16 protein-coding genes are annotated in these 21,050 nt (G+C 70.7%); 14 read left to right on the forward strand and 2 right to left on the reverse strand.

Annotation, left to right across the window (positions count from 1 at the left end; genetic code table 11):
- Positions 1–121: 121 nt before the first annotated feature.
- Positions 122–991, forward strand: coding sequence for an AraC family transcriptional regulator (locus M8H82_RS10035; protein ID WP_250072304.1), 870 nt, complete (start codon positions 122–124; stop codon positions 989–991).
- A 59-nt stretch (positions 992–1,050) separates the two neighbouring features.
- A complete protein-coding gene (locus M8H82_RS10040) occupies positions 1,051–1,638 on the forward strand; it encodes a hypothetical protein (RefSeq protein WP_250072305.1) in 588 nt (195 codons plus the stop codon).
- A gap of 43 nt (positions 1,639–1,681) precedes the next feature.
- On the opposite strand, the gene M8H82_RS10045 is transcribed toward M8H82_RS10040, so the two are convergent.
- Positions 1,682–2,902 carry a metallophosphoesterase gene (locus tag M8H82_RS10045; RefSeq protein WP_250072306.1) on the reverse strand — a complete coding sequence of 407 codons (1,221 nt, stop codon included), beginning with the start codon at positions 2,900–2,902 and terminating at the stop codon, positions 1,682–1,684.
- 326 nt (positions 2,903–3,228) lie between these two features.
- Between M8H82_RS10045 and M8H82_RS10050 the strand changes: the two genes are divergently transcribed.
- The 8 genes from M8H82_RS10050 (at position 3,229) to M8H82_RS10085 (ending at position 11,152) form a co-directional block, all read left to right on the forward strand.
- The gene (locus tag M8H82_RS10050; RefSeq protein ID WP_250072307.1) at positions 3,229–4,284 is read left to right on the forward strand and encodes an NAD-dependent epimerase/dehydratase family protein; all 1,056 of its coding nucleotides are present in this window, start codon (positions 3,229–3,231) and stop codon (positions 4,282–4,284) included.
- Positions 4,278–5,585 carry a DegT/DnrJ/EryC1/StrS aminotransferase family protein gene (locus tag M8H82_RS10055; RefSeq protein WP_250072308.1) on the forward strand — a complete coding sequence of 436 codons (1,308 nt, stop codon included), beginning with the start codon at positions 4,278–4,280 and terminating at the stop codon, positions 5,583–5,585. Before M8H82_RS10050 ends, M8H82_RS10055 begins: the two co-directional genes overlap by 7 nt.
- Entirely contained in the window at positions 5,575–6,762 is a 1,188-nt protein-coding gene (locus tag M8H82_RS10060) for an MFS transporter (RefSeq protein WP_250072309.1), read from the forward strand. Before M8H82_RS10055 ends, M8H82_RS10060 begins: the two co-directional genes overlap by 11 nt.
- Before the next feature lie 141 nt (positions 6,763–6,903).
- Positions 6,904–7,317 (forward strand): cytidine deaminase, encoded by a 414-nt coding sequence (locus M8H82_RS10065; protein ID WP_250072311.1) that lies wholly within the window; start codon positions 6,904–6,906, stop codon positions 7,315–7,317.
- A 38-nt stretch (positions 7,318–7,355) separates the two neighbouring features.
- On the forward strand, positions 7,356–7,673 hold the full coding sequence (locus M8H82_RS10070; protein WP_250072313.1) for a hypothetical protein: 318 nt from the start codon (positions 7,356–7,358) through the stop codon (positions 7,671–7,673).
- 79 nt (positions 7,674–7,752) lie between these two features.
- On the forward strand, positions 7,753–10,221 hold the full coding sequence (locus M8H82_RS10075) for an NACHT domain-containing NTPase (protein WP_250072314.1): 2,469 nt from the start codon (positions 7,753–7,755) through the stop codon (positions 10,219–10,221).
- A 96-nt stretch (positions 10,222–10,317) separates the two neighbouring features.
- Positions 10,318–10,665 (forward strand): VOC family protein, encoded by a 348-nt coding sequence (locus M8H82_RS10080; RefSeq protein WP_250072315.1) that lies wholly within the window; start codon positions 10,318–10,320, stop codon positions 10,663–10,665.
- Positions 10,666–10,699: 34 nt separating this feature from the next.
- Complete coding sequence (locus M8H82_RS10085) at positions 10,700–11,152, forward strand: diadenosine tetraphosphate hydrolase (RefSeq protein WP_250072316.1); 453 nt, start codon at positions 10,700–10,702, stop codon at positions 11,150–11,152.
- A 118-nt stretch (positions 11,153–11,270) separates the two neighbouring features.
- On the opposite strand, the gene M8H82_RS10090 is transcribed toward M8H82_RS10085, so the two are convergent.
- Positions 11,271–12,110: a hypothetical protein gene (locus tag M8H82_RS10090; protein WP_250072317.1), complete on the reverse strand. Its 840-nt coding sequence runs from the start codon at positions 12,108–12,110 to the stop codon at positions 11,271–11,273.
- A gap of 634 nt (positions 12,111–12,744) precedes the next feature.
- On the opposite strand from M8H82_RS10090, the gene M8H82_RS10095 reads away from it, so the two are divergent.
- From M8H82_RS10095 to M8H82_RS10110, 4 genes are all read left to right on the forward strand, one after another.
- Entirely contained in the window at positions 12,745–14,940 is a 2,196-nt protein-coding gene (locus M8H82_RS10095; protein ID WP_250072318.1) for a discoidin domain-containing protein, read from the forward strand.
- A 128-nt stretch (positions 14,941–15,068) separates the two neighbouring features.
- Entirely contained in the window at positions 15,069–17,234 is a 2,166-nt protein-coding gene (locus M8H82_RS10100; RefSeq protein WP_250072319.1) for a discoidin domain-containing protein, read from the forward strand.
- Positions 17,235–17,302: 68 nt separating this feature from the next.
- Complete coding sequence (locus tag M8H82_RS10105) at positions 17,303–18,382, forward strand: DUF1996 domain-containing protein (protein ID WP_250072321.1); 1,080 nt, start codon at positions 17,303–17,305, stop codon at positions 18,380–18,382.
- Positions 18,383–18,558: 176 nt separating this feature from the next.
- Complete coding sequence (locus M8H82_RS10110) at positions 18,559–20,991, forward strand: glycoside hydrolase family 3 protein (protein WP_250072323.1); 2,433 nt, start codon at positions 18,559–18,561, stop codon at positions 20,989–20,991.
- Positions 20,992–21,050: the final 59 nt, after the last annotated feature.

Consider the following 21,050-nt stretch of genomic DNA (forward strand, 5'->3'; position numbering starts at 1 on the left):
CGTGAGGGGATGTGCCGGTGTCGGGACCGTGCTCCGCGGCAGGCGCATGATCGGATCGGATCGCAGCGATCGGGCGGCGGCGGGGCGGCAGCTGCCAGGGTTGGAGTCGAAAGGAGGCCTTATGATCTCGGCACTCAACCAGCTCGTGGATCTCGTCGAGGAGCACCTCGCCGAGGAGCTCGACGTCGACCGGCTGGCCGGATCCCTCGGCACCACCGAGTACCACCTGCGAAGGATGTTTTCGTCGCTGGCCGGCATGCCGCTGTCGGAGTACGTGCGGCGGCGCCGCATGACCGTGGCCGCCGCCGACGTCGTCCGCGGCGAGGGTGACCTGCTGGGCATCGCCGTCCGGTACGGATACGGCTCGAGTGAGGCGTTCGGACGCGCGTTCCGGGCGGTCCACGGCGCCGGCCCCAGTGACGTACGCCGCGATGGAGGCCCCTTGCGTACACAACCGCTGCTCAGGTTCCGCCTGACCGTCGAAGGGAGCACCCCCATGGACACCCGCCTCGTAGACCGCCCCGCATTCCGGCTGGCCGGACACGCAACCCGGGTTCCGCTCATTCATGAGGGCATCAACCCGCACATCCAGGAGCACATCGCAGCGCTGCCGCAGGAGGAGCATCTGCGACTGAAGGCCCTCAGCGACACCGACCCCGCGGGTCTGCTGCAGGTCAGCGCCGACGTCGACCCTGACGGCAGGGAAGGCACCGAACTGACCTACCTGCACGGGGTTGCTCTCAGCGGGGACACTCCGGTCCCGGACGACCTCGACGCCATCGAGGTACCGGCCGGCATGTGGGCGGTCTTCCGCATCAGCGGACCGTATCCGCAGGCGCTGCAGACGACCTGGGCCGCGACCGCGACGGAATGGTTCCCCTCCAACCCGTGGCGGCTGCGACCGGGGCCTTCCATCGTCGCCATCCTCGATCGCGCCGACGATTTCAGCACCGCGACCTGCGAGCTGTGGCTCCCCGTCGAACCGGCGTGACGTCACGTCTGCCGCGCTGGCAAGGTCGCCCACGGAGAAGCTGCCGATAGCGTGCGGGTATGACGATCACGGGGAAGCGACGGGTCCTGTACCGGCAGGGCAGCGGATTCTGGCGGATGACGGCGAAGTGGGTCCTGGTCTTCGGCGTCCTGTACCTGCTGGACGGCGGGCTGGTTCGGTCATGGGGCGACGCTCTGGTCTGGCCGCTGATCGGAATCCTGCTGTGGGTGCCGTTCGGGATCGGCGTCGTCTGGTACCCGAAGAAGGACCAGCGCGTCCAGCTGACGGCGCGTGAAGTGCGGGTACGGCGCAAGCGGCTACCGATGGAGAAGGTGAACCTGCTGCACGTCGCCCGGCTGTGGCTGGAGGACCGGTCGACGGCGGACGACCAGCCGGTGTCGGAGTGGGCGCGGCGCGACCGGGTGGTGTGGGTGCCCCTGAAGGACGGCCGGGCGTTCGGCGTGGAATTCCGCGACCCGGCCGCCTTCGCCAAGGTCTTCGGTGCCTTCGCCGTGGCGGCGTGCGGCGGGCCCGACCTCGTCCGCGCGAGGGCCGCAGCGGAGACCTACCCGGATCCGCTCCCCATGCGGCGCCGCCCGTCCGGCCAGAGGGACTCCTGGCCGGACCTCCTGGACGTCTTCAACTGACCCCGGACCGTCGACGATCGCCGCAAGAAGGGCCTGCCCACTGTTACGGCGAGGTGGGCTGGTGCGGGGAGCGGAGCACGAGCAGGGTGATCTCGCTGGGAGCGAAGATGCGGAACGGCGGGCCCCAGAAGCCGGTGCCCCGGCTGGTGTAGAGCAGGGTGCGGGAGCCGTGGTGGCTGAGGCCGGCGAGGGCGGGCTGGTCGACGCGGACCAAGTAGTGGAAGGGCCAGATCTGGCCGCCGTGGGTGTGGCCGGAGATCTGGAGATCGATGCCGTCGGCTGCCGCCCGGTCGATGAACTTGGGCTGGTGAGCCAGGAGCAGCACCGGTATGTCGGGGTCGGCGCCGTCCAAGGCTCCGGCGAGGTGGGCGCGGTGGCCGGCCAGCCCGGAGGACTCGGCGGTGACGTCATCCACACCGGCGACCACGAGGGTGTCGCCTCCGCGTTCCAGCAGCAGGTGGCGGTTGCGCAGCGGCTCCCAGCCCAGCTCGTCCATCAGGTCGACCCAGCCCTGGGCCTCGCTGTAGTACTCGTGGTTGCCGGTGACGTAGACCCGGGCATGCGTCGCCTGCACGGTGGCGAGCGGGACCGCCTGGGCGCGGCGGCGTTCGGCCGTGCCGTCCGCGATGTCGCCGGTGTGGCAGACCAGGTCGGCCTTGAGGGTGTTCACCGTTTCGCAGACCTGTGCCGACCAGCGGGCGCGGTCGAGGGGGCCGTAGTGGGTGTCGGTGATGAGGACGACACGCAGGCCGTCCAAGCCCGCACCCAGGCGCGGGAGTTGCACGTCGAGTTGGCGCACGCGGGGCACGCGGCGGGCCTCGGCGTACCCCCAGGCGAGCAGTGCGGCGCTTACGCCGAGGACGGCCCAGGTGACGCTTCGGGCCCGGTCCTGGCCCTCGCCGACGCCGGTCACGGTCAGGGCGAGCCTCAGCAGGACGCCCAGGAGTACGGACCAGGTGAACAGGATCCAGCTGGTGCCCAGCAGGGTGTCACCGACGATTGCGGCACGGTCCTGCTGGCGCCGGCCGTGGCCGCGCGTCATCGCGAGCGGCATGCCGACGAGGCCGAGGGCGAACAGGCCGGTGCCGGCGAGCGTGATGGGCAGCGGCCAGTGCTGGCCGGTGTGCAGGAGCACCCAGCACGGCACGGTCCACAGCAGGACGGGCGCGATCAGGGGGAGATAGCGCATCAGGCGGAGCAGCCGGCTCGGCCGTGGCGCTCGCGTCTCACTGTCGGCGGGTCGGGTGTCGCTGGTGTCGGTCACGCTTTCCCTCACAAACCAGGCTGCCGTTCCGCGCACTGTATCCGGTCGCTCGGGGGCGGGGACGAGCCGCGATCAGGACGCTGGTGCGCTGACTCGGTGGCCCCGCTTGCTCTGCGTCTCGTGCAGAGTCACGTCGTAAAAAAACGGCCCCCAGGTGTGACCACCCCGTGAACACTTCGGCAATTGCGTCGACGTCCTGCCTGGTCGGCGACGCATTACCCAGGACGCGCGACACCACACCCACTTGAAGCGGCCGAGACGGGCATGCAAGGGTCGAACCGACCCGAAAGCCGCTCCAACGCAGGAGCAAGGGAAGGGAATTCCACGTGATTCTGACGCCCGAGGGGAACCGTTTCGCGGAGGCCACGGAAGTGGCCGTCACCGGTGGCTCCGGATTTGTCGGCAGCCATCTGGTGAGGGCGCTGCACAAGCGCGGCCAAAAGGTGGTCGTGGTCGACTTATCCGCACCCCGGCCGGACATACTCGACCTGCCCGGGGTGCGGTACGCCAAGGCGGATCAGCGGGACTTCGGCGATGTGCTGCTGGCCCTGCAGGGCACCGACACCGTCTTCCACCTCGCCGGCAACGCGAGCGGGACGGTGTCGGTGGAGCGGCCCCGCTTCGACTTCGAGGTCAACGCGGTCGGCACCTCCAACGTCGGCAACGCCTCCGTACTGCTCGGCGTGCGGAAACTGGTGTACCTGTCCTCGGCGATCGTCTACGGCACGCCCCAGGACACCCCGATGACCGAGCACCACCCCACCCGGCCGTTCCTCCCGTACGGCGCCTCCAAGCTCTCCGGCGAGCTGGCCCTGCGCAGCCTCCACGACACCCTGGGACTGCCCGTAATCATCGGGCGCTCGTTCGTGGTCTACGGGCCCGGCGAGGACCCGCGGCGGGCCGGCGGCGAGGTGTCGCAGTTCCTGCGCTGGCAGCTCAACGGCCTGCCGATCCCGCTCATCGGGGACCGCGACCGCAAGACTCGTGACTTCATCCACGTCAGCGACCTGTGCCAGGCCATGATCACCCTGGCGGAGGCGGGCACGGACGGCGAGATCTATAACCTCGGCAGCGGCCACGAGGTGTCCATGCGGGAGCTGGCCGACGCCGTCGCCGAGGCAACCGGCCGCCCGGCGCTGCTGGAGGCCGACGTTAACAGCCTGGAGGACAGCTTCCGGCTGGTGGCCGACGTCTCCAAGCTCCGCGGGCTCGGCTTCACGCCGGAGTACGACCTCGCCTCCGGGCTGCGCGACCTGGCCGCGCACCTCGGCCGGCACCCCGAACTGCCGTCGGTCACCGCCGTGTTCCGCAAGACACCGGTCACCGGCGCCTCGGCCGCGGCGGCACATGCGACGACGGCGGCGGAGGTCACGGCATGCTAGCGGCGCTCGGCGGCAAGCCGGTCATGACCGAGGGCGACGTCGCTCCCTGGCCGCACATCGTCGACGAGGACCGCCGTGCCGTCCTTCGGGCGATGGACGACGCCACGCCGTGGCACTGGCCCATGGACACCGTGCTGGAGCTGGAGTCGGCCTGGTCGGAGACGACCGGGATGCCCCATGTGCTGGCGGCGAACTCCGGCACCGCGGCCCTGCACATGGCGGTGGCGGCGGCCGGGGTGGAGCCGGGCGACGAGGTGATCGTGCCCGCCGACACCTTCCTGGCCACGGCCTCCTGCGTATTGCAGGCCAACGCCGTCCCGGTCTTCGTGGACACCGACCCGGTCACGATGAACATCGACCCGGACAAGATCTCCGAGCGCGTCACCGACCGCACCAGGGCGATCATCGCCGTCGACCTCAACGGGCTCCCGGCCGACTACGACCGGCTGCGCGAGGTCGCCGACCGGCACGGCCTGACGCTCATCGAGGACGCCGCGCAGGCGCACGGCGCCACCTACCGCGGCCGGCCCGTCGGGGCGCTCGCCGACATGAGCGCCGCCAGCCTCAACGGCTCCAAGACGCTGTCAGCCCTGGGCGAGGGCGGCCTCTTCGCCACCCGCGACGCCGAGGCCCACCGGCTCGCACGCCGGGTCCTGATGTTCGGCGAGGAACTCACCGGCCAGGGCCGCGACTACAACGCGCGCATCATGGGCTGGAACTACCGCATCGACGTCCTCGCCGCCGCCTTCGCCCGTTCCCAGCTCAGCCGGCTCCCCGCGATGACGGCCGTCCGCGAGGCTAACGGCGCCGCGCTCACCGACGCGCTGCGGGACATTCCGGGGCTGCGCCCGCCGGTGGTGCCGCACGACCGTACCCATGTGTATTTCTTCTACCCGATCCTCGTGGACCCCGAGGAGTACGGACTGGCCGACGTTCCCGTGGCGGCGTTTCGGGACGCCGTGCTGAAGGCGGTCGGCGCCGAAGGACTGGCCATCATGCGCTGGCAGCACCAACCGGTACCCGCACAGACGCTGTTCCAGGAACGGCGCGGCTACGGGAAAGGCTGCCCGTGGACATGCGGCCACGCCCGGCCCGGATGCGAGTACCGGGCACAGGAATATCCCGCCGCGCTGGACGTCTGCGAACGCCGACTCGTGCTCGGGCAGAGTTTCAGCTCCCTCGGACCGCCCAACGGAGTGGACACCATGGCCCGGTTCGCCGATGTCTTCACCAAGGTGATGATCGACGAGCGTGACGCCCTGATCGGCCTGGCGCGTGACGAGGCCGCCCGTGCCGGCTGAGGCGGCCGAGCGGCAGCGGCACGGTTCGCCTCCCCGGCAGGTGCGCAGGGCGCGGGCCGCCGTCGCCACGGTGTTCTTCCTGACCGGCACCGTCTTCGCCACCTGGGCGTCCCGGGTGCCGGCCGTGCAGGAGCGGCTGGGCATGTCCGCCGGGGCACTGGCGCTCGCGCTGGTCGGGCTCAGCATCGGCGCGGTGTCGGCGCTGCCCGTCGTGGGCGGCCTCGTCGCCCGATACGGCAGCCGGCCGGTGCTGCTGGTCGGCGTGGTGCTGTACGCGGGGGCGCTGCCCCTGCTCGCGGTGGCGCCCAACCTGCCGCTGCTGGCGCTCGCCCTGGCCGCGTTCGCGTGCGGCAACACCGCCGTGGACGTCGCCATGAACACCCAGGGCGTCCTGGTGGAGCGGGCCTACCGGCGTCCGATCCTGGGCAGCTTCCACGCCATGTTCAGCCTCGGCGGCATCGCCGGAGCCGCCGCCGGAAGCGTGGCGGCCGGCCAGGGCGTCGGCGCCGGGCCGCACTTCCTCGTCACCGGTCTGGTCGCGGTGGCGGCCTTTGCCGGGGCCATGACGATCCTGGTCCCGGACCCCCCGGACGCCGCCGATCCGGGGCCGGCGCTGGCGCTGCCCAGGGGCGGGCTGTGGATCCCCGGCCTGATCGCGTTCTGCGCGCTCATGGGCGAGGGCGTGCTGAACGACTGGGGAGCGGTCTACTTGCACGACGCCACCGGCGCCGACGACGGCACCGCGGCCGCCGGCTTCGCCGTCTTCTCGGCCGGCATGGTCGCCGGGCGGCTGGCCGCCGACCGCATCCGGGCCCGCGCCGGGACGGTCCCCTTCATGCTGGCCTGCGGGCTCGTCGCGGGGCTCGGCGCCGCCGTGGCCGTGGCGGTGGCCGCCCCCGTGTCCGGGCTGGTCGGCTACGCGCTGCTGGGCCTCGGGCTGGCGGCGGTCGTTCCCGTCGTCTTCAGCCATGTGGCCGAGCTGCACCCGGACCGGCCGGGCCCGTCCATCGCCGCCGTCTCCGCCGTCGGCTACGGCGGCTTCCTGGCCGGCCCGCCCATCATCGGGGCGGTCGCAGAAGGCGCCGGACTGCGGGTCGCCATGCTCGTCCCGGTCCTGCTCATGATCGTGATGACGCTGCTGGTCCAACGGCTGGACAGCCCGCGGTCCACCCGCTGAATCCGGTCTGTGCGCAGGCGGACCGACGCCCGGCCTCCCGGCACGGCGCGTGGTCCGCGGCGGCACCGGCCACGCCGATATTCGCTTGCACGCCCTCGTCACTCGGGTCAACGTCGCCTGACAGCTGACGAAGGCAGAGAGATGACCACGCAGATCCACCCCGTCGACCACGAACTCATCCGGGCCGCGGCGCATGTCGCTCGTACTCGCTGCCGGGGCGACAACCACACCATGGCAGCCGCGGCCCGTGCCCGGGACGGCCAGATCGTCACCGCGGTGAACGCCTACCACTTCACCGGAGGGCCCTGCGCCGAACTGGTCCTCATCGGTGCGGCAGCCGCCCAGGGCGCCTACGAGCTGGACACGATCGTTGCCGTGGGCGACCGCGACCGCGGTGTTGTTCCCCCGTGCGGCCGGTGCCGTCAGGTCCTCCTCGACTACTTTCCCGCCCTCAAGGTCATCGTCGGCGGAAACGACCGCGTCCGAACCGTCCTCATCACCGACTTGCTGCCCGAGAGCTACGTCTGGGCCGACCACCAGCTCGATGCCGAGTAGACGCACCTCTGATCCGGAGGGTGCGCCATACTCCCTGAGTGACTGCACCGACAGGCCCCGTGGTCCTCTTCGATGACGACTACTACATGTACGTCCTCCAGGATCGAGCGTTCGCCGAGGCATGGTGGGAGATGCCCGACGAGTACGCCTGTGGGTTCGACGCTCTCGCCAGACCGTTGCGCATGACGGGTGAGCCGCATCGGGTCACCCTTGAGCTCAGTGGTGATGAACCGGCTGAGGCAGACCTGCGTCGTCTCGTCGCCGACCACTACCGGAGATTCCTGAAAGGGCAGACGCCGCCACAAGGGTCCGCTCTTGCAGAGTTCATTGCGGGACTGCCTGTCGAGGGCTCGTAACGCGAGTGCTTCACCCTCCGGTGTAGCGGACGCGCCGACCCGACGCCTCGGGCCCCGTCCGTACGCCACTCTTCGTCGCATGAGCGGTGTTGTCCCCGGAGCACGCGTGCGGCGCACCGGAATCGTGTACCTGACCCTGCTGGCCGTGGGCATCGCAGGTGCCCTCCTCGTCGCCCTGCGGATGGAGGACCCGGCGTCCGTGCTCGCGGCGCTGCTGCCGACCTTGGCCGGCGCCTATCTGGCCTGGAGCGCCTACCGGGCCGACCGGGCCGAGGCGGTCGTGGCGTGCAGCCCCGCCGAGGTCGCCGGTCGGCTCGCCGAGGCCGTACGGCGGCAATGGGAGGCCGAGGCGGTGGTGCGGCGCTTGGCGGACCCGTATCCGCTGCCTGTGGCCTGGCGTGCCGCCGATCCGGACCTGGCCGGGGCCTCGACCTCGGAAGGACTCGCCGGCCGGGACGGTGAGATCGTCGACGTCTTCATGCGGCGCGTCCCGGCCCGGCGGCTGCTGGTCCTCGGCGAGCCCGGGTCGGGCAAGACCCTGCTGCTGGTGCGGCTGATGCTGGCGTTGATCGAACGACGGGAGCCCGACGACCCGGTGCCCGTACTGTTCCCGCTGGCCTCCTGGGACCCGGCCGCACTGGACCTGCGCACCTGGATGGAACGCCGACTCGTGCAGGACCACCCGGAGTTGGGTGTTCGCGCGCCCGATGCCTACGGGCAGGTCACCCTGGCCGACCTGCTGCTGGAACGGCGACTTGTCCTGCCGGTGCTCGACGGCTTCGACGAACTGCCGCCCGCGGTGGGGGCGCTGGCCCTGCACCGCGTCAACGAGGCCCTGCCGTACGGCTGCGGCGTGGTTCTTTCGAGCCGTCCCGCCGAGTTGAGGGCTGCGTTGCGGCCATGCGGCGCGGTTCCCGCCCGGCTTGCCGGACTGGCGGGCATCTACATTCAGGCGCTCGGCGCCGAGGAGGTCGCGGACTATCTGCGCCAGGATGCCGGCGGCCCGCATACGTCGGCCGCCGGGCGCTGGAGTGCGGTGACCGAGACGCTGGGCGCGGCCGGGCCGGTGGCGCAGGCGCTGACCAGCCCGCTGATGGTGTCCCTGGCGCGCTCCGTCTACAACCCCCGCCCGGGAGAGGGGCACGGGCGCCTGCCGGACCCTGCCGACTTGCTACAGCTGCGCACCCGCACGGCGGTGGAGCACCACCTCCTCGACGCATTCGTCGATGCGGCATACCGGCCGCACACGCGCCGCCCGTCCCGGTGGAATGCGGACCGGGCCCGCCCCGCGCTCCGCTTCCTGGCCCGGTACATGGAGCGGGCGAGCGACGGCACCGCCGACCTCGCCTGGTGGCAGCTGCGGCGGGCAGTTCCTCCCGCGCTCCCGCGAGTGCTGACCGGCGTGCTGCTGGGCATCGTGGCGTGGCTGTTCGAGGGCATGGTCATGGAACTGGCCCACTCTTTCACCCCTGAGGAGGCGCCGGTGCGCTGGGACCAGCGGGGCGGCCTCGGTGTCGTCGGGGCCGGGATCTGCGGCGGTCTGGTGTGCGGCCTGTCGGCGTGCCTCACCGTCCTGGCGCTGTGCGTCCTCGTCGTCGCGCCTGACGTCACCACCGAACTCATCCTCAGCCGCTTGGCCGACGGCACCGCCCTGACCCTGGTCGGCGTGATCATCTCCGGGTTCGCCGTGGGAAGCCGGCCGGGTTTGCGACGGCCCGCCGACTGGGACCGACGGGCCCTGGCCTTGGGAGTTGTGGCCGCCATCTGCTACGCGGCGGCCTTCGGCAACGGCTGCGGCACGGTGCACGCCCTCCTCTACGGCGTGGCCGCAGCCGCGGTCGGTGGGGACGGCGTGTACGCAGAACGTGCCTGCCCGGCCGCCCGAGTGCGCTGGCACTTCAGCGCGCAGGGCCTCGCTCGCGGCCTACAGGTCGCCCTGCTGATCGGCTGCAGCATCCTCCTGGAGGGCCTGCTCTCGGACGTCATGTCGGGCGGCGACGGCGTGCAGTACATCGCACCGCCGGATCCGCACGCGGCCTTCTGGTCGGCCGTGCAGACGGGCGCGGTGTTCGGTGTGGCCTGCGTGCTCGTGCACGGTCTGCGGGCCGTCCCGGTTGACCTGGGTACGTCGGTCGACGGCCGCGCCCTGCTCACCAACGACCGGCACACACTTATCACCTGTGTCCTCACCGCGACGCTCGTCGGTGCCACAGGCATCGGGATCCAGGGCTGGTGCGCCGTGCTGTCGGGCTCGACGCGCGTGTGGGGCGCCGATGCCGCGGGTGGCCCACTGTTCGCATTCGTGGTCGGGCTCATCCCGGCCGTACTGACCGGGCTGGCCATCGGGATCCGGCAGGCCGCCTGGGGCCACTACACCGTTGCCCGCTGCTATCTGGCCCTGCGTCCGGGACTGCCGTACGACATCATGGCCTTCCTCACCGACGCCCACGACCGGGGTGTGCTCCGGCGGGTCGGGGCCGTTTACCAGTTCCGGCACATCGAGTTGCAGCACCGCCTCGCCGCCCACGAGCCCGTCGGCGTCCGGTGACTCGCAGCGCGGGCCGCGGAAAGTGGGTGCGGCCGATGGCGTCTCGTAGTACTCCTGGAGAGACCGAGACACCTTTCTTCTTCCGTGGAGTCGTCGATGGCCGTTCGCCGTGTGGTGCCCAACATCGAGTCGGAGGCCGCGCAGGAGAGCCGGGAGTTCTATGGCCTGCTGGGCTTCGAGGAGGTCATGAATCACGGTTGGATCGTGACGCTCGCGTCACCGTCCAGTCCGACGGCGCAGATCAGCGTCATGTCCAGCGACAAGACCGCGCCTGTGGTCCCTGACATGAGTGTCGAGGTGGACGACGTGGACGCGGCTTATGCGGTCATGCGGGCGAGCGGCGCGGAGATCATTCACCCCTTGCAGGACGAGGAGTGGGGCGTGCGGCGGTTCTTCGTCCGTGACCCCAGCGGGCGGGTGGTCAACGTACTGGGTCACCGCTGACGGCCCTGTCACGTCCCTGGTGAAGTGCGTGGCCATGACTGCTGACTGGCGGATGGACCGGATCGGGGCCGCGCTGAAGGGCGAGACCCCGACCGTGATGCGACGTATGCCGTCGGGGTTCGCGGTGATCGGGGACGTTCAATTCCTGCCCGGTAATTCGGTTCTCCTCGTGAACCAGCCGCAGGTGCAGCGGCTGTCGTTCTTGTCCGACATGGATCAGCTGGGCGAAGCGGTCGAGACTGCCTGCCGACGGCTGGACCCGGCATTTCGCCGAGTCAACCTGGAGATCCTGGGAAATACGGATCCCTTCTTGCACGCGCACGTCTGGCCGCGGTTCGAGTGGGAATCGGCCGACGTGGTGGGGGCACCGGTATGGCTGTATCCGCGCGAACGGTGGAATGACCAGCGCTTCAGGCTCGGTCCGCAGCATGACGTACTGCGCGATGCGATCGGCGGCGAACTGGACCGGCGGCGCTCGGGCATCTGACTGCGAGGGATCGTTGCGGCAGCGTGTTACCTGCCATGGCGAGCGAGACGGTCGAGGGGGTGCTGAATCCGCATCATTGCTCAGCCGTGACCTCACGACACTCACATGCGACGCAGCGCTACCGAGACAGGAAGGCAGAGGCTGCACCTGCCAGGAGCGGGCCGACGACGACCATGTTGGTCTGGAAGTCGCTGAAGGCAGTCCGGTCTACGCCCAGAGTGGTCTCAAGTCGGGACCGTTTGTCAAAAGCTTCCGCCAGCTCATCGGGGGCTAATGCCCCCAACGGATGGCACAGGTCGACCAGTTCACGTCCTCGCTGGCGCAGTTTCGCAGCCACGGGGGCGTACACGATCGCGACGAGTGCGGAACTACTGGCTCCGAAGACCAAGGTGGTCTCGATGTTGGTGTGTTCGGTCATACGCCCGCCAGTAGCCTCGGCAATGACCAACAGGGCGATGATTCCGCCCATAACGGTCAGTAGAGACTGCAGCAATCGGCTGGCTGTGATCAGGGTTCCGAACTGAAGCCCGAGCGGGGTGGGCGCAGTATCGGCGGGTGTGCTTGCCGCATGCCCGATACCAACGATGGTGGCCGCTCCGGGTGCCAGCCCGAGAGCCGCCAGCGAGATCAGTACCAGTGCCCGCCAGGCATCGACGAGGTCCCCGCGTAGCGCCACGACCAGCACCGCACCGCTGATCACATACAGCACCACCAGCGGCCAGACCACCGCCGGCAGCGGCACGTCGCCGAGCGCAGCAAGCTCAGCCCATCGCCGGAGTCCATGAACGAAGGCAGCTCCACTGGCGGCGGTCAGCGCAACAGCGGCACAGCTCCAAATCACCCACTCATCGGAGCCGCGGTGTGCGGACGTCAGCGCTGTGGCAAACCCGGCGGCGGCGCCCGTGGGAACCGTCAGACCAGCGAGGTACGGGTACGGCGTACGAGTCCGAACGCTCATGCACCGGCTCCCATCACCGCCCTGTGAGTTGCCATCCGATGCTCCCCGTGGCACGGACCGCTCACACCCGCATCCGCCTGCTGCTCACGAAGTGGCCTCGCGCAGGCCATCGATCGTGCGGGCGCACAACGTCTTCCCCCGCTTGCGCCGCATCGCGGCCAGTACTTTCTCGACCCTGGTGGGCCCGGCGGCGCGATCTCCTCGCCCGGCACTCCACCGACAGGGCCTCGCGCTGCCGACCCTCCACCAACGCGACCGGACAGACCTCCACGGCCGGCCACTCGGCCGGCGCCTTCCCGTCCGCGACCGTCGGCGGCCGCAATCCAAGGCCCGCCCAGATTTGCATGCGGTGGTGTTCAGCAGTGCGGCCGACCAGCATGTATGCGGGAAATCGGCGGCCGGAACCTGCACCGAACCGCGCTTCCCGGCCCGCCAACGTCCCTGGCTCACCCCGGGGTGAGAGCCAGACGGCGGGAGGAGCCCGCCGCCTCCAGCGCGCCCGAACTACCCGCAAGAGCCCCGCACTTAATCCACGCCAAAAGAAAAGCCGTGTCCGGAACCTTGACCCCGCTTGGCGCGAAGGGCATGGTTCCGGAGAGCGCTCTCCCAAGTACCCGCGTCAAGGAGTCACCCCATGCCCGCTGTCGGCATACCCCCCGCTGTGCCGGTGTCCCGCAGACCCGGCCGTCGCGGTGTCGTCGGTGTGGTGGTCACCGCACTGGCCGCCGCGCTGCTCGTCTTCGTCCCGACCAAGGAGGCCCAGGCCGCCCCCGTGCTGTTGTCGCAGGGCAAGCCGGTCACCGCCTCCAGCCAGGAGCACTACGGCACCCCGGCCACCGCGGCCGTCGACGGCGACAACGGCACCCGCTGGTCCAGCGCCGCCTCGGACCCGCAGTGGATCCGCGTCGACCTCGGCGCCCCCGCCACCCTCACCCAGGTCGAACTGCGCTGGGAAGCCGCCTACGCCAAGTCCTACCGCATCGAGACGTCCCAGAACGGCACGGACTGGTCGACGGCCTACTCCACCACCACCGGCGCCGGCGGCACCGAGACCGTCAACGTCTCCGGCACCGCCCGCTACGTCCGCATGCTCGGCACCACCCGCGCCACCGGATACGGCTACTCCCTCTGGGAGTTCAAGGTCTTCGGCACCACCGGCGACGACCCCGGCCCGGTCATTCCGGGCGGCGGCGACTTGGGCCCCAACGTGCACGTCTTCGACCCGTCCACGCCCGGCATCCAGGCCAAGCTGGACGCGGTCTTCAAGGAGCAGGAGTCGGCCCAGTTCGGCTCCGGTCGGCACGCCTTCCTCTTCAAGCCCGGCACCTACAGCGGCCTCAACGCCCAGATCGGCTTCTACACCCAGATCGCCGGGCTCGGCCTGCGCCCCGACGACACCACGATCAACGGTGACATCACCGTCGACGCGGGCTGGTTCAACGGCAACGCCACCCAGAACTTCTGGCGCGCCGCGGAGAACCTGGCGGTCAACCCGGTCAGCGGCACCAACCGGTGGGCCGTCTCGCAGGCTGCCTCGTTCCGCCGCATGCACGTCAAGGGCGGCCTCAACCTCGCCCCCAACGGCTACGGCTGGGCCAGCGGCGGCTACATCGCCGACTCCAAGATCGACGGCCAGGTGGGCAACTACTCGCAGCAGCAGTGGTACACCCGCGACAGCTCCATCGGCGGCTGGTCCAACTCGGTCTGGAACCAGGTCTTCTCAGGTGTTCAGGGCGCTCCCGCCACCGGCTTCCCCGAGCCCCGCTACACCACGCTCGACACGACGCCGATCTCCCGCGAGAAGCCCTTCCTCTACCTGGACGGCAACGAGTACAAGGTCTTCGCCCCCGCCAAGCGGACCAACGCCCGCGGCACCACGTGGGAGAGCGGCACCCCGCAGGGCGAGTCGATCCCGCTGAGCAAGTTCTACGTCGTCAAGCCCGGCGCCACCGCCGCCACCATCAACGCCGCCGTCGCCCAGGGCCTGCACCTGCTGTTCACCCCCGGCGTCTACCACGTCGACCAGACGATCCAGATCAACCGGGCCGACACCATCGTGCTCGGTCTCGGCCTGGCGACGATCATCCCCGACAACGGGGTGACCGCCATGAAGGTCGCCGACGTCGACGGCGTGCGACTCGCCGGCTTCCTCATCGACGCCGGACCCGTCAACTCGCCCACTCTGCTGGAAGTCGGCCCGCAGGGAGCGTCCGCCGACCACGCGGCCAACCCGACCACCGTGCAGGACGTGTACATCCGCATCGGCGGCGCGGGCGCGGGCAAGGCGACCACCAGCATGGTCGTCAACAGCGACGACACGATCATCGACCACACCTGGGTGTGGCGCGCCGACCACGGTGAGGGCGTCGGCTGGGAGACCAACCGCGCCGACTACGGCGTCCGCGTCAACGGCGACGACGTCCTGGCCACCGGCCTGTTCGTGGAGCACTTCAACAAGTACGACGTCGAGTGGTACGGCGAACGCGGCCGGACGATCTTCTACCAGAACGAGAAGGCCTACGACGCCCCCAACCAGGCCGCCATCCAGAACGGTACGACGAAGGGGTACGCCGCCTACCGCGTCGACGACTCGGTGGACACCCACGAGGCGTGGGGCCTGGGCAGCTACTGCAATTACAACGTCGACCCGAACATCCGCCAGGATCACGGCTTCAAGACCCCGGTGAAGCCGGGGGTGAAGTTCCACAGCCTCCTCGTGGTCTCCCTGGGCGGCATGGGCCACTACAACCACGTCATCAACGACACCGGCGCCTCCACGGTGCCAGCCGGCACCTCCACCGTGCCGTCCACCGTCGTGTCCTACCCCTGATCGAACCGCCCGTCGGCCACGACTCCCCTCCGGGCCGGATGACATCCCCGCGCCCCGGCCCGGAGGGGCCATCACGCGGTGCTCCCACAGCACCGCCCGTCGGTACTCCCCAACCCGCAGGAGTAGATGTGTCCACAGTCCTCGCGCACCGCAGACGCGCCGGGCGTCGCGCCGTGCCGCTGCTCGCCCTCGGCGCCCTGGTGGCGTCGTCGCTCGCGCTGACCGCTCCGCCCGCTCAGGCCGCGGAAACCCTGCTCTCCCAGGGCAAGCCCGCCACCGCCTCGTCCCAGGAAGGTGCCGGATACGCCCCCTCGGCGGCCGTCGACGGCAACCTCACCGGCACCCGCTGGGCCAGCCAGTGGAGCGACCCGCAGTGGTTCCAGGTCGACCTCGGACAGCGTGCCGACCTCAGCCGGATCGTGCTGACCTGGGAAGGCGCGTACGGCAAGAGCTACCAGATCCAGGCCTCCGACAACGGCACGGACTGGCGGACCTTGCGCACCGTGACCGGCGGTGACGGCGGCACGGACGAGCTCACCGTCTCCGGTTCCGGCCGCTACGTGCGCATGCTGGGCACCGAGCGCTCCGGCGGCTACGGCTACTCCCTGTGGGAGTTCCAGGTGTACGGGAACACGGACGACCCCCCGCCGCCCACCGGCGCGGTCAAGGTCGCCGGCTCCCAGGGGAACTGGCAACTGACCGTCGGCGGACAGCCGTACACGGTCAAGGGTCTGACCTGGGGCCCGGCCATCGCGGACGCGCCCAAGTACATGCCGGACGTGAAGTCGATGGGCGTCAACACGATCCGCACCTGGGGCACCGACGGCGGCACCAAGCCCCTGCTGGACTCCGCGGCGGCCAACGGCATCCGCGTGATCAACGGCTTCTGGCTCCAGCCGGGCGGCGGCCCGGGCAGCGGTGGCTGCGTCAACTACGTGACCGACACGACGTACAAGACCAACATGCTGACCGAGTTCGCGAAATGGGTGGAGACCTACAAGTCCCACCCGGCCACGCTGATGTGGAACGTCGGCAACGAATCGGTGCTCGGTCTGCAGAACTGCTACAGCGGCGCGGAGCTGGAGACCCAGCGCAACGCCTACACCTCCTTCGTCAACGACGTCGCCAAGAAGATCCACACGATCGACCCGGACCACCCGGTCACCTCGACCGACGCCTGGACCGGCGCCTGGCCGTACTACAAGCGCAACGCGCCCGACCTCGACCTGTACTCGATGAACTCCTACGGCGACATCTGCGGCGTCCAGGAGGACTGGAACGAGGGCGGCTACACCAAGCCCTACATCATCACCGAGGGCGGCCCGGCGGGGGAGTGGGAGGTACCCGACGACGCCAACGGCATCCCCGACGAGCCGACCGACGTGCAGAAGGCCGAGGGCTACACCAAGGCCTGGGACTGCGTCACCGGACACCGGGGCGTCGCCCTGGGCGCCACCCTCTTCCACTACGGCATCGAGCACGACTTCGGCGGCATCTGGTTCAACCTCGTGCCCGACGGGCTGAAGAGGCTCTCCTACTACGCGGTCAAGAAGGCCTACACCGGGTCGACCAGCGGTGACAACACGCCCCCGGTCATCACGAACATGGCCGTGAGCCCCGCCTCGTCCGCCCCGGCGGGCGGCGAGTTCACCGTCCGCGCCGACGTCCGCGACCCCGACGGGGACCCGATCACCTACAAGGTCTTCCTCAGCGGCAACTACGCCAACGGCGACAAGCGTCTGGTCGAGGCCAAGTGGCGCTCCACCGGCGCCGGGACGTTCGCGGTGACGGCACCCGAGAAGCTCGGCGTGTGGAAGGTGTACATCGAGGCCCAGGACGGCCGCGGCAACGCCGGCATCGAGACGAAGTCGGTCAAGGTCGTCGCCCCGCCGGTCACCGGCACGAACGTGGCGCTGAACAAGCCCACCACAGCCTCATCCTTCCAGGCCTCCTACGGCGACTGCCCCTGCGAGCCCACCAAGGCGACGGACGGCAGGACGGACACCCGCTGGGCGAGTGACTGGAGCGACCCGCAGTGGATCCGCGTCGACCTCGGCGCCGCCACCGCCATCCGCAAGCTGCAGCTCGTATGGGACCCCGCCTACGCCAAGTCCTACGAGGTCCAGGTGTCCGACGACGGAAACACCTGGCGCACGGTGCACAGCACGACGACCGGCAACGGCGACATCGACACCATCGACGTCGCGGCGACCGCACGACACGTACGACTGCACCTGACGGCGCGTGGCACCGGCTGGGGCTACTCGCTGCACGAGTTCGGCATCTACAGCTGACCGTGAAGGGCGCCCGCCAGGCGCCCTTCACCCCCCCCACCTGGCACCTCAGCGGGCAAGGAGGCCCCATGAGACCGCGTTCCAAACTCCCCGCGCTGCTGCTCGGCAGCGCACTCCTCGCAAGTCTCCTCGGCGTCGGCACCGTCGCAACGGCGGCCGACCCCGGCGGCGCGACGGCTGCCTCGGCCGGCGGCCACACCGGGCACACGATGGCGGTGTCGAACCAGGCGTCCGCCGACGACCCCGACGGCGACGGTTACATACCGGCCGTGCCGCAGGTCACCGGAGTGACCCCGTCCACGGCCACGCCGCCGCCGCGCTACCACAAGGAGTTCCAGGCCAACTGCTCCGTCACGCACACCGCGCCGGACGACCCGATCGTGTACCCCGGGCAGCCCGGCAAGTCCCACGACCACACCTTCATGGGCAACAGGACGACGAACGCCGGCAGCACGACGGCCAGCCTCTACGGCGGCAACACCACCTGCCTGGCACCGGCCGACGCCTCCGCCTACTGGATGCCGTCCCTGTACAAGGGGGACACCAAGATCCTGCCCGAAGGCCCGCAGGTCATCTACTACAAGGCCGCGGTCACCGACTACACCAGCGTGCGGCCCTTCCCCAAGGGGCTGCGGTTCGTCGTGGGCGACCCCCTGCAGAGCGCCACGCAGTTCCGCAGCCACAAGGGCTTCGTCGAGGGCTGGGAGTGCGGTGACAGCTTCTTCAACACCGACTTCCCGGCGAGCTGCCCGAGTCGGCCCGACGTGAAGCTCAACATCCGTTTCCAGGCGCCCAGTTGTTGGGACGGCAAGTACCTGGACACGCCCGACCACAAGAGCCACATGTCCTACACGGTGGTCAAACCCGGCACCAACGACAACATGTGCCCGGCCTCCCACCCGGTCGCCCTGCCGATGATCGAGTTCAAGATGGCCTGGCCGGTCAACGGCGACATGAGCCAGGTCCGCCTGGCCAGCGGCCGCGGCTACTCCTTCCATTACGACTTCTTCAACGCCTGGGAGGAGCGGACCCTCAAGGCGCTGGTCGACCACTGCATCGTGGGCGGCCTCCAGTGCGACACACGCGGCTACGACCAGAACCACCCGGAGCGCGGCGCGGTGCTGAACGCGGACCACCGGCTGCCCTGACCCGGCCGGAAGTCCGGGGCCCGACCATCCGCTTTCCGTGGGTGCCGTCGGGCCCCTTCCGCTGCCCGCGCGGCCCCGTCGACCTGCGGCGGGAGGGTCTTGACGGGAGGAGAAGCCCGGCCAATGGTTGGGAGAGCGCTCTCCCGTACGAGGGGGGCATGGACGTGGGGGCGGGAATGGACGACGAGACACGCGACCGGCTCATCCACCGGCTGAGCCTCGAGGACAAGGTGCGCCTGCTCACCGGCGCGACCACCTGGCGCACCGCCGGTGAATCCGCCATCGGGCTGCGGGAGATGGTGACCTCGGACGGACCCGCCGGTGTGCGCGGCGAGGCCTGGGACGAGCGGCGCACCTCGATCCTGCTGCCCTCCGCCTCCGCCGTGGGGGCGATGTGGGACGAGGACCTGGTGGAGCGGCTCGGCGGCCTGCTCGCCACCGAGGCCGCCCGCAAAGGCGTCGACGTCGTCCTGGCCCCCACGCTCAACCTCCACCGCAGCCCGCTGGGCGGCCGCCACTTCGAGTGCTTCTCCGAGGACCCGGAACTGACGGGGCGTACCGGGGCAGCGCTGATCCGTGGCATCCAGGCCCTCGGGGTGGCGGCCACCGCCAAGCACTACGTCGGCAACGACTCCGAGACCGACCGCCTGACCGTCGACGTCCGCGCCTCCGAACGCACCTTGCGCGAGGTGTACCTCGCACCCTTCGAGGCGGCCGTCGCGGCCGGGGTGTGGATGGTCATGGCGGGCTACAACGCCGTCGCCGGTACGACCATGACGGCCAGCCCGCTCCTGGCGGAACCCCTGAAGGGGGAATGGGGGTTCGACGGGGTTGCCGTCTCCGACTGGGCGGCCGTGCGCACCACCGAGGAAACCGCTCGCGCCGCCCTCGACCTGGCGATGCCGGGCCCGGACAGCCCCTGGGGCGCATCGCTGGTGCGGGCGGTGAAGGACGGCCTGGTCGCCGAGGAGGCGGTCGACGACAAGGTGCGCCGGCTGCTCCGGCTCGCCGACCGCGTGGGCGCGCTGGACCCGCATCACCGACGCCGGCCCCCGGCGTCGGCCTCCCGCGACACCCGGGCGCTGCTGCGCCGGGCCGTCAGTGCCGGTTCGGTGCTGCTGCACAACAAGGCCGTCCTGCCGTTCGACCCCGCCAAGCTCTCCACCGTCGCGGTCCTCGGCGTGCACGCCGCGTCCCCGCGCGTCCAAGGAGGCGGCAGCGCAGGCGTCTTCTGCTCCGACGTCGTCACCCCGCTTGCCGGCATCCGGGCCCGGCTGCGCGGACGGGCCCGGGTCGTGTACGCGCCCGGCCCGGCACTGGGCTCCCCGCCCGCCCCGCTCGACACCGACAGGTGCACCGACCCCGAGACCGGTGCCCCCGGCGTGCGGCTGCGGGTGCTGGATGCGGCGGGGCGGGAGCTGTACGCACAACGCAGGTTCTCGGGCCGACAGCTGGAACCGGACCTGCCTCCCGGCGCGCACACCGTGGAGATCGCCGCGGTCCTGCATCCCCGCGAGGCGGGGGAGTGGACCTTCGGTGTCGGGGGCTTCGGCCGCATGACCCTCACCGTCGACGGCCACACGCTGCTGGACGGGGAGTTCCCCGGCGACACCGACGACCCGGCCGTCGTCCACGTCAACCCGCCCCTGCACACCGTGCGGACGGTACTGACCGCCAAGCGGCCCGTGCAGCTGGTGGCCCGCCGCGAACTGGTGCCCGGACGCGGGCGCGCCACCGTCGTCGCCGCGGCGCCCCCGGAACCGGACACGGCAACCGCGCTCGCCGACGCGGTGCGGGCGGCGCAGGACGCCGATGCCGCGATCGTGGTCGTCGGCACCACCGAGCACAGCGAGACCGAGGGCTACGACCGCGCCGGCCTCTCGCTCGGAGGGCAACAGGACGAGCTGGTCCGCGCCGTGATCGCCGCGAACCCGCGCACGGTCGTCATCGTCAACAGCGGCGGCCCGGTCGAGCTGCCCTGGCGGCGGGAAGCGGGCGCCGTCCTGCTCGCCTGGTTCCCGGGGCAGGAGGCCGGGGCGGGCCTGGCCGACGTCCTGTTCGGCCTCGCCGAACCCGGCGGCCGGCTCCCCACCACCTGGGCGGCGTCCCTGACGGACGCCCCCGTCACCCGCACGCGGCCGGTCGACGGCCGGCTCGACTACGACGAGGGCCTGCACATCGGCCACCGGGCGTGGCTGCGCGCCGGACGGGAGCCCGCCTACTGGTTCGGCCACGGCCTCGGCTACACGACATGGCAGTACACGGCCGTGGAGGCCCCCGCCCACGTCACGGCGGGCGAGCCGTTCACCGTCCGGGTGACCGTGCGCAACACCGGCACCCGAGCCGGGCGCGAGGTCGTACAGGTCTATCTGTCCCGGCCCGATTCGGCGGTGGAGCGTCCGGTGCGCTGGTTCGCCGGGTACACGGCCGTCGAGGCGGAGGCGGGCCGGACGGCGACTGCCACGGTGGTCGTGGGCCCGTGCGCCGTGCGGCACTGGTCGGAGGAAGACCACGGCTGGTGCGTGGAGCCCGGCCCCTACCGGCTCATGGTGGGCAGGTCGGCGGGGGACGTGCGGTGGGAGGGGAAGGTGACGCTCAGCGTCACCTGAGGAGCGGGGCTGCCAAGTGACGCGGTGTCCCTGTTACTCGGTTCGAGACAAGGGCAACC

The sequence above is a fragment of the Streptomyces sp. YS415 genome, assembly GCF_023544665.1.
Classification (GTDB): Bacteria; Actinomycetota; Actinomycetes; order Streptomycetales; family Streptomycetaceae; genus Streptomyces.

Coding starts and splice junctions, on each gene's coding strand:
- M8H82_RS10055 (WP_250072308.1), top strand. CDS start 4,278: ATGCTAGCGGCGCTCGGCGGCAAGCCGGTCATGACCGAGGGCGACGTC.
- M8H82_RS10075 (WP_250072314.1), top strand. CDS start 7,753: ATGAGCGGTGTTGTCCCCGGAGCACGCGTGCGGCGCACCGGAATCGTG.
- M8H82_RS10040 (WP_250072305.1), top strand. CDS start 1,051: ATGACGATCACGGGGAAGCGACGGGTCCTGTACCGGCAGGGCAGCGGA.
- M8H82_RS10090 (WP_250072317.1), bottom strand. CDS start 12,110: ATGAGCGTTCGGACTCGTACGCCGTACCCGTACCTCGCTGGTCTGACG.
- M8H82_RS10095 (WP_250072318.1), top strand. CDS start 12,745: ATGCCCGCTGTCGGCATACCCCCCGCTGTGCCGGTGTCCCGCAGACCC.
- M8H82_RS10105 (WP_250072321.1), top strand. CDS start 17,303: ATGAGACCGCGTTCCAAACTCCCCGCGCTGCTGCTCGGCAGCGCACTC.
- M8H82_RS10085 (WP_250072316.1), top strand. CDS start 10,700: ATGACTGCTGACTGGCGGATGGACCGGATCGGGGCCGCGCTGAAGGGC.
- M8H82_RS10065 (WP_250072311.1), top strand. CDS start 6,904: ATGACCACGCAGATCCACCCCGTCGACCACGAACTCATCCGGGCCGCG.
- M8H82_RS10110 (WP_250072323.1), top strand. CDS start 18,559: ATGGACGACGAGACACGCGACCGGCTCATCCACCGGCTGAGCCTCGAG.
- M8H82_RS10035 (WP_250072304.1), top strand. CDS start 122: ATGATCTCGGCACTCAACCAGCTCGTGGATCTCGTCGAGGAGCACCTC.
- M8H82_RS10080 (WP_250072315.1), top strand. CDS start 10,318: ATGGCCGTTCGCCGTGTGGTGCCCAACATCGAGTCGGAGGCCGCGCAG.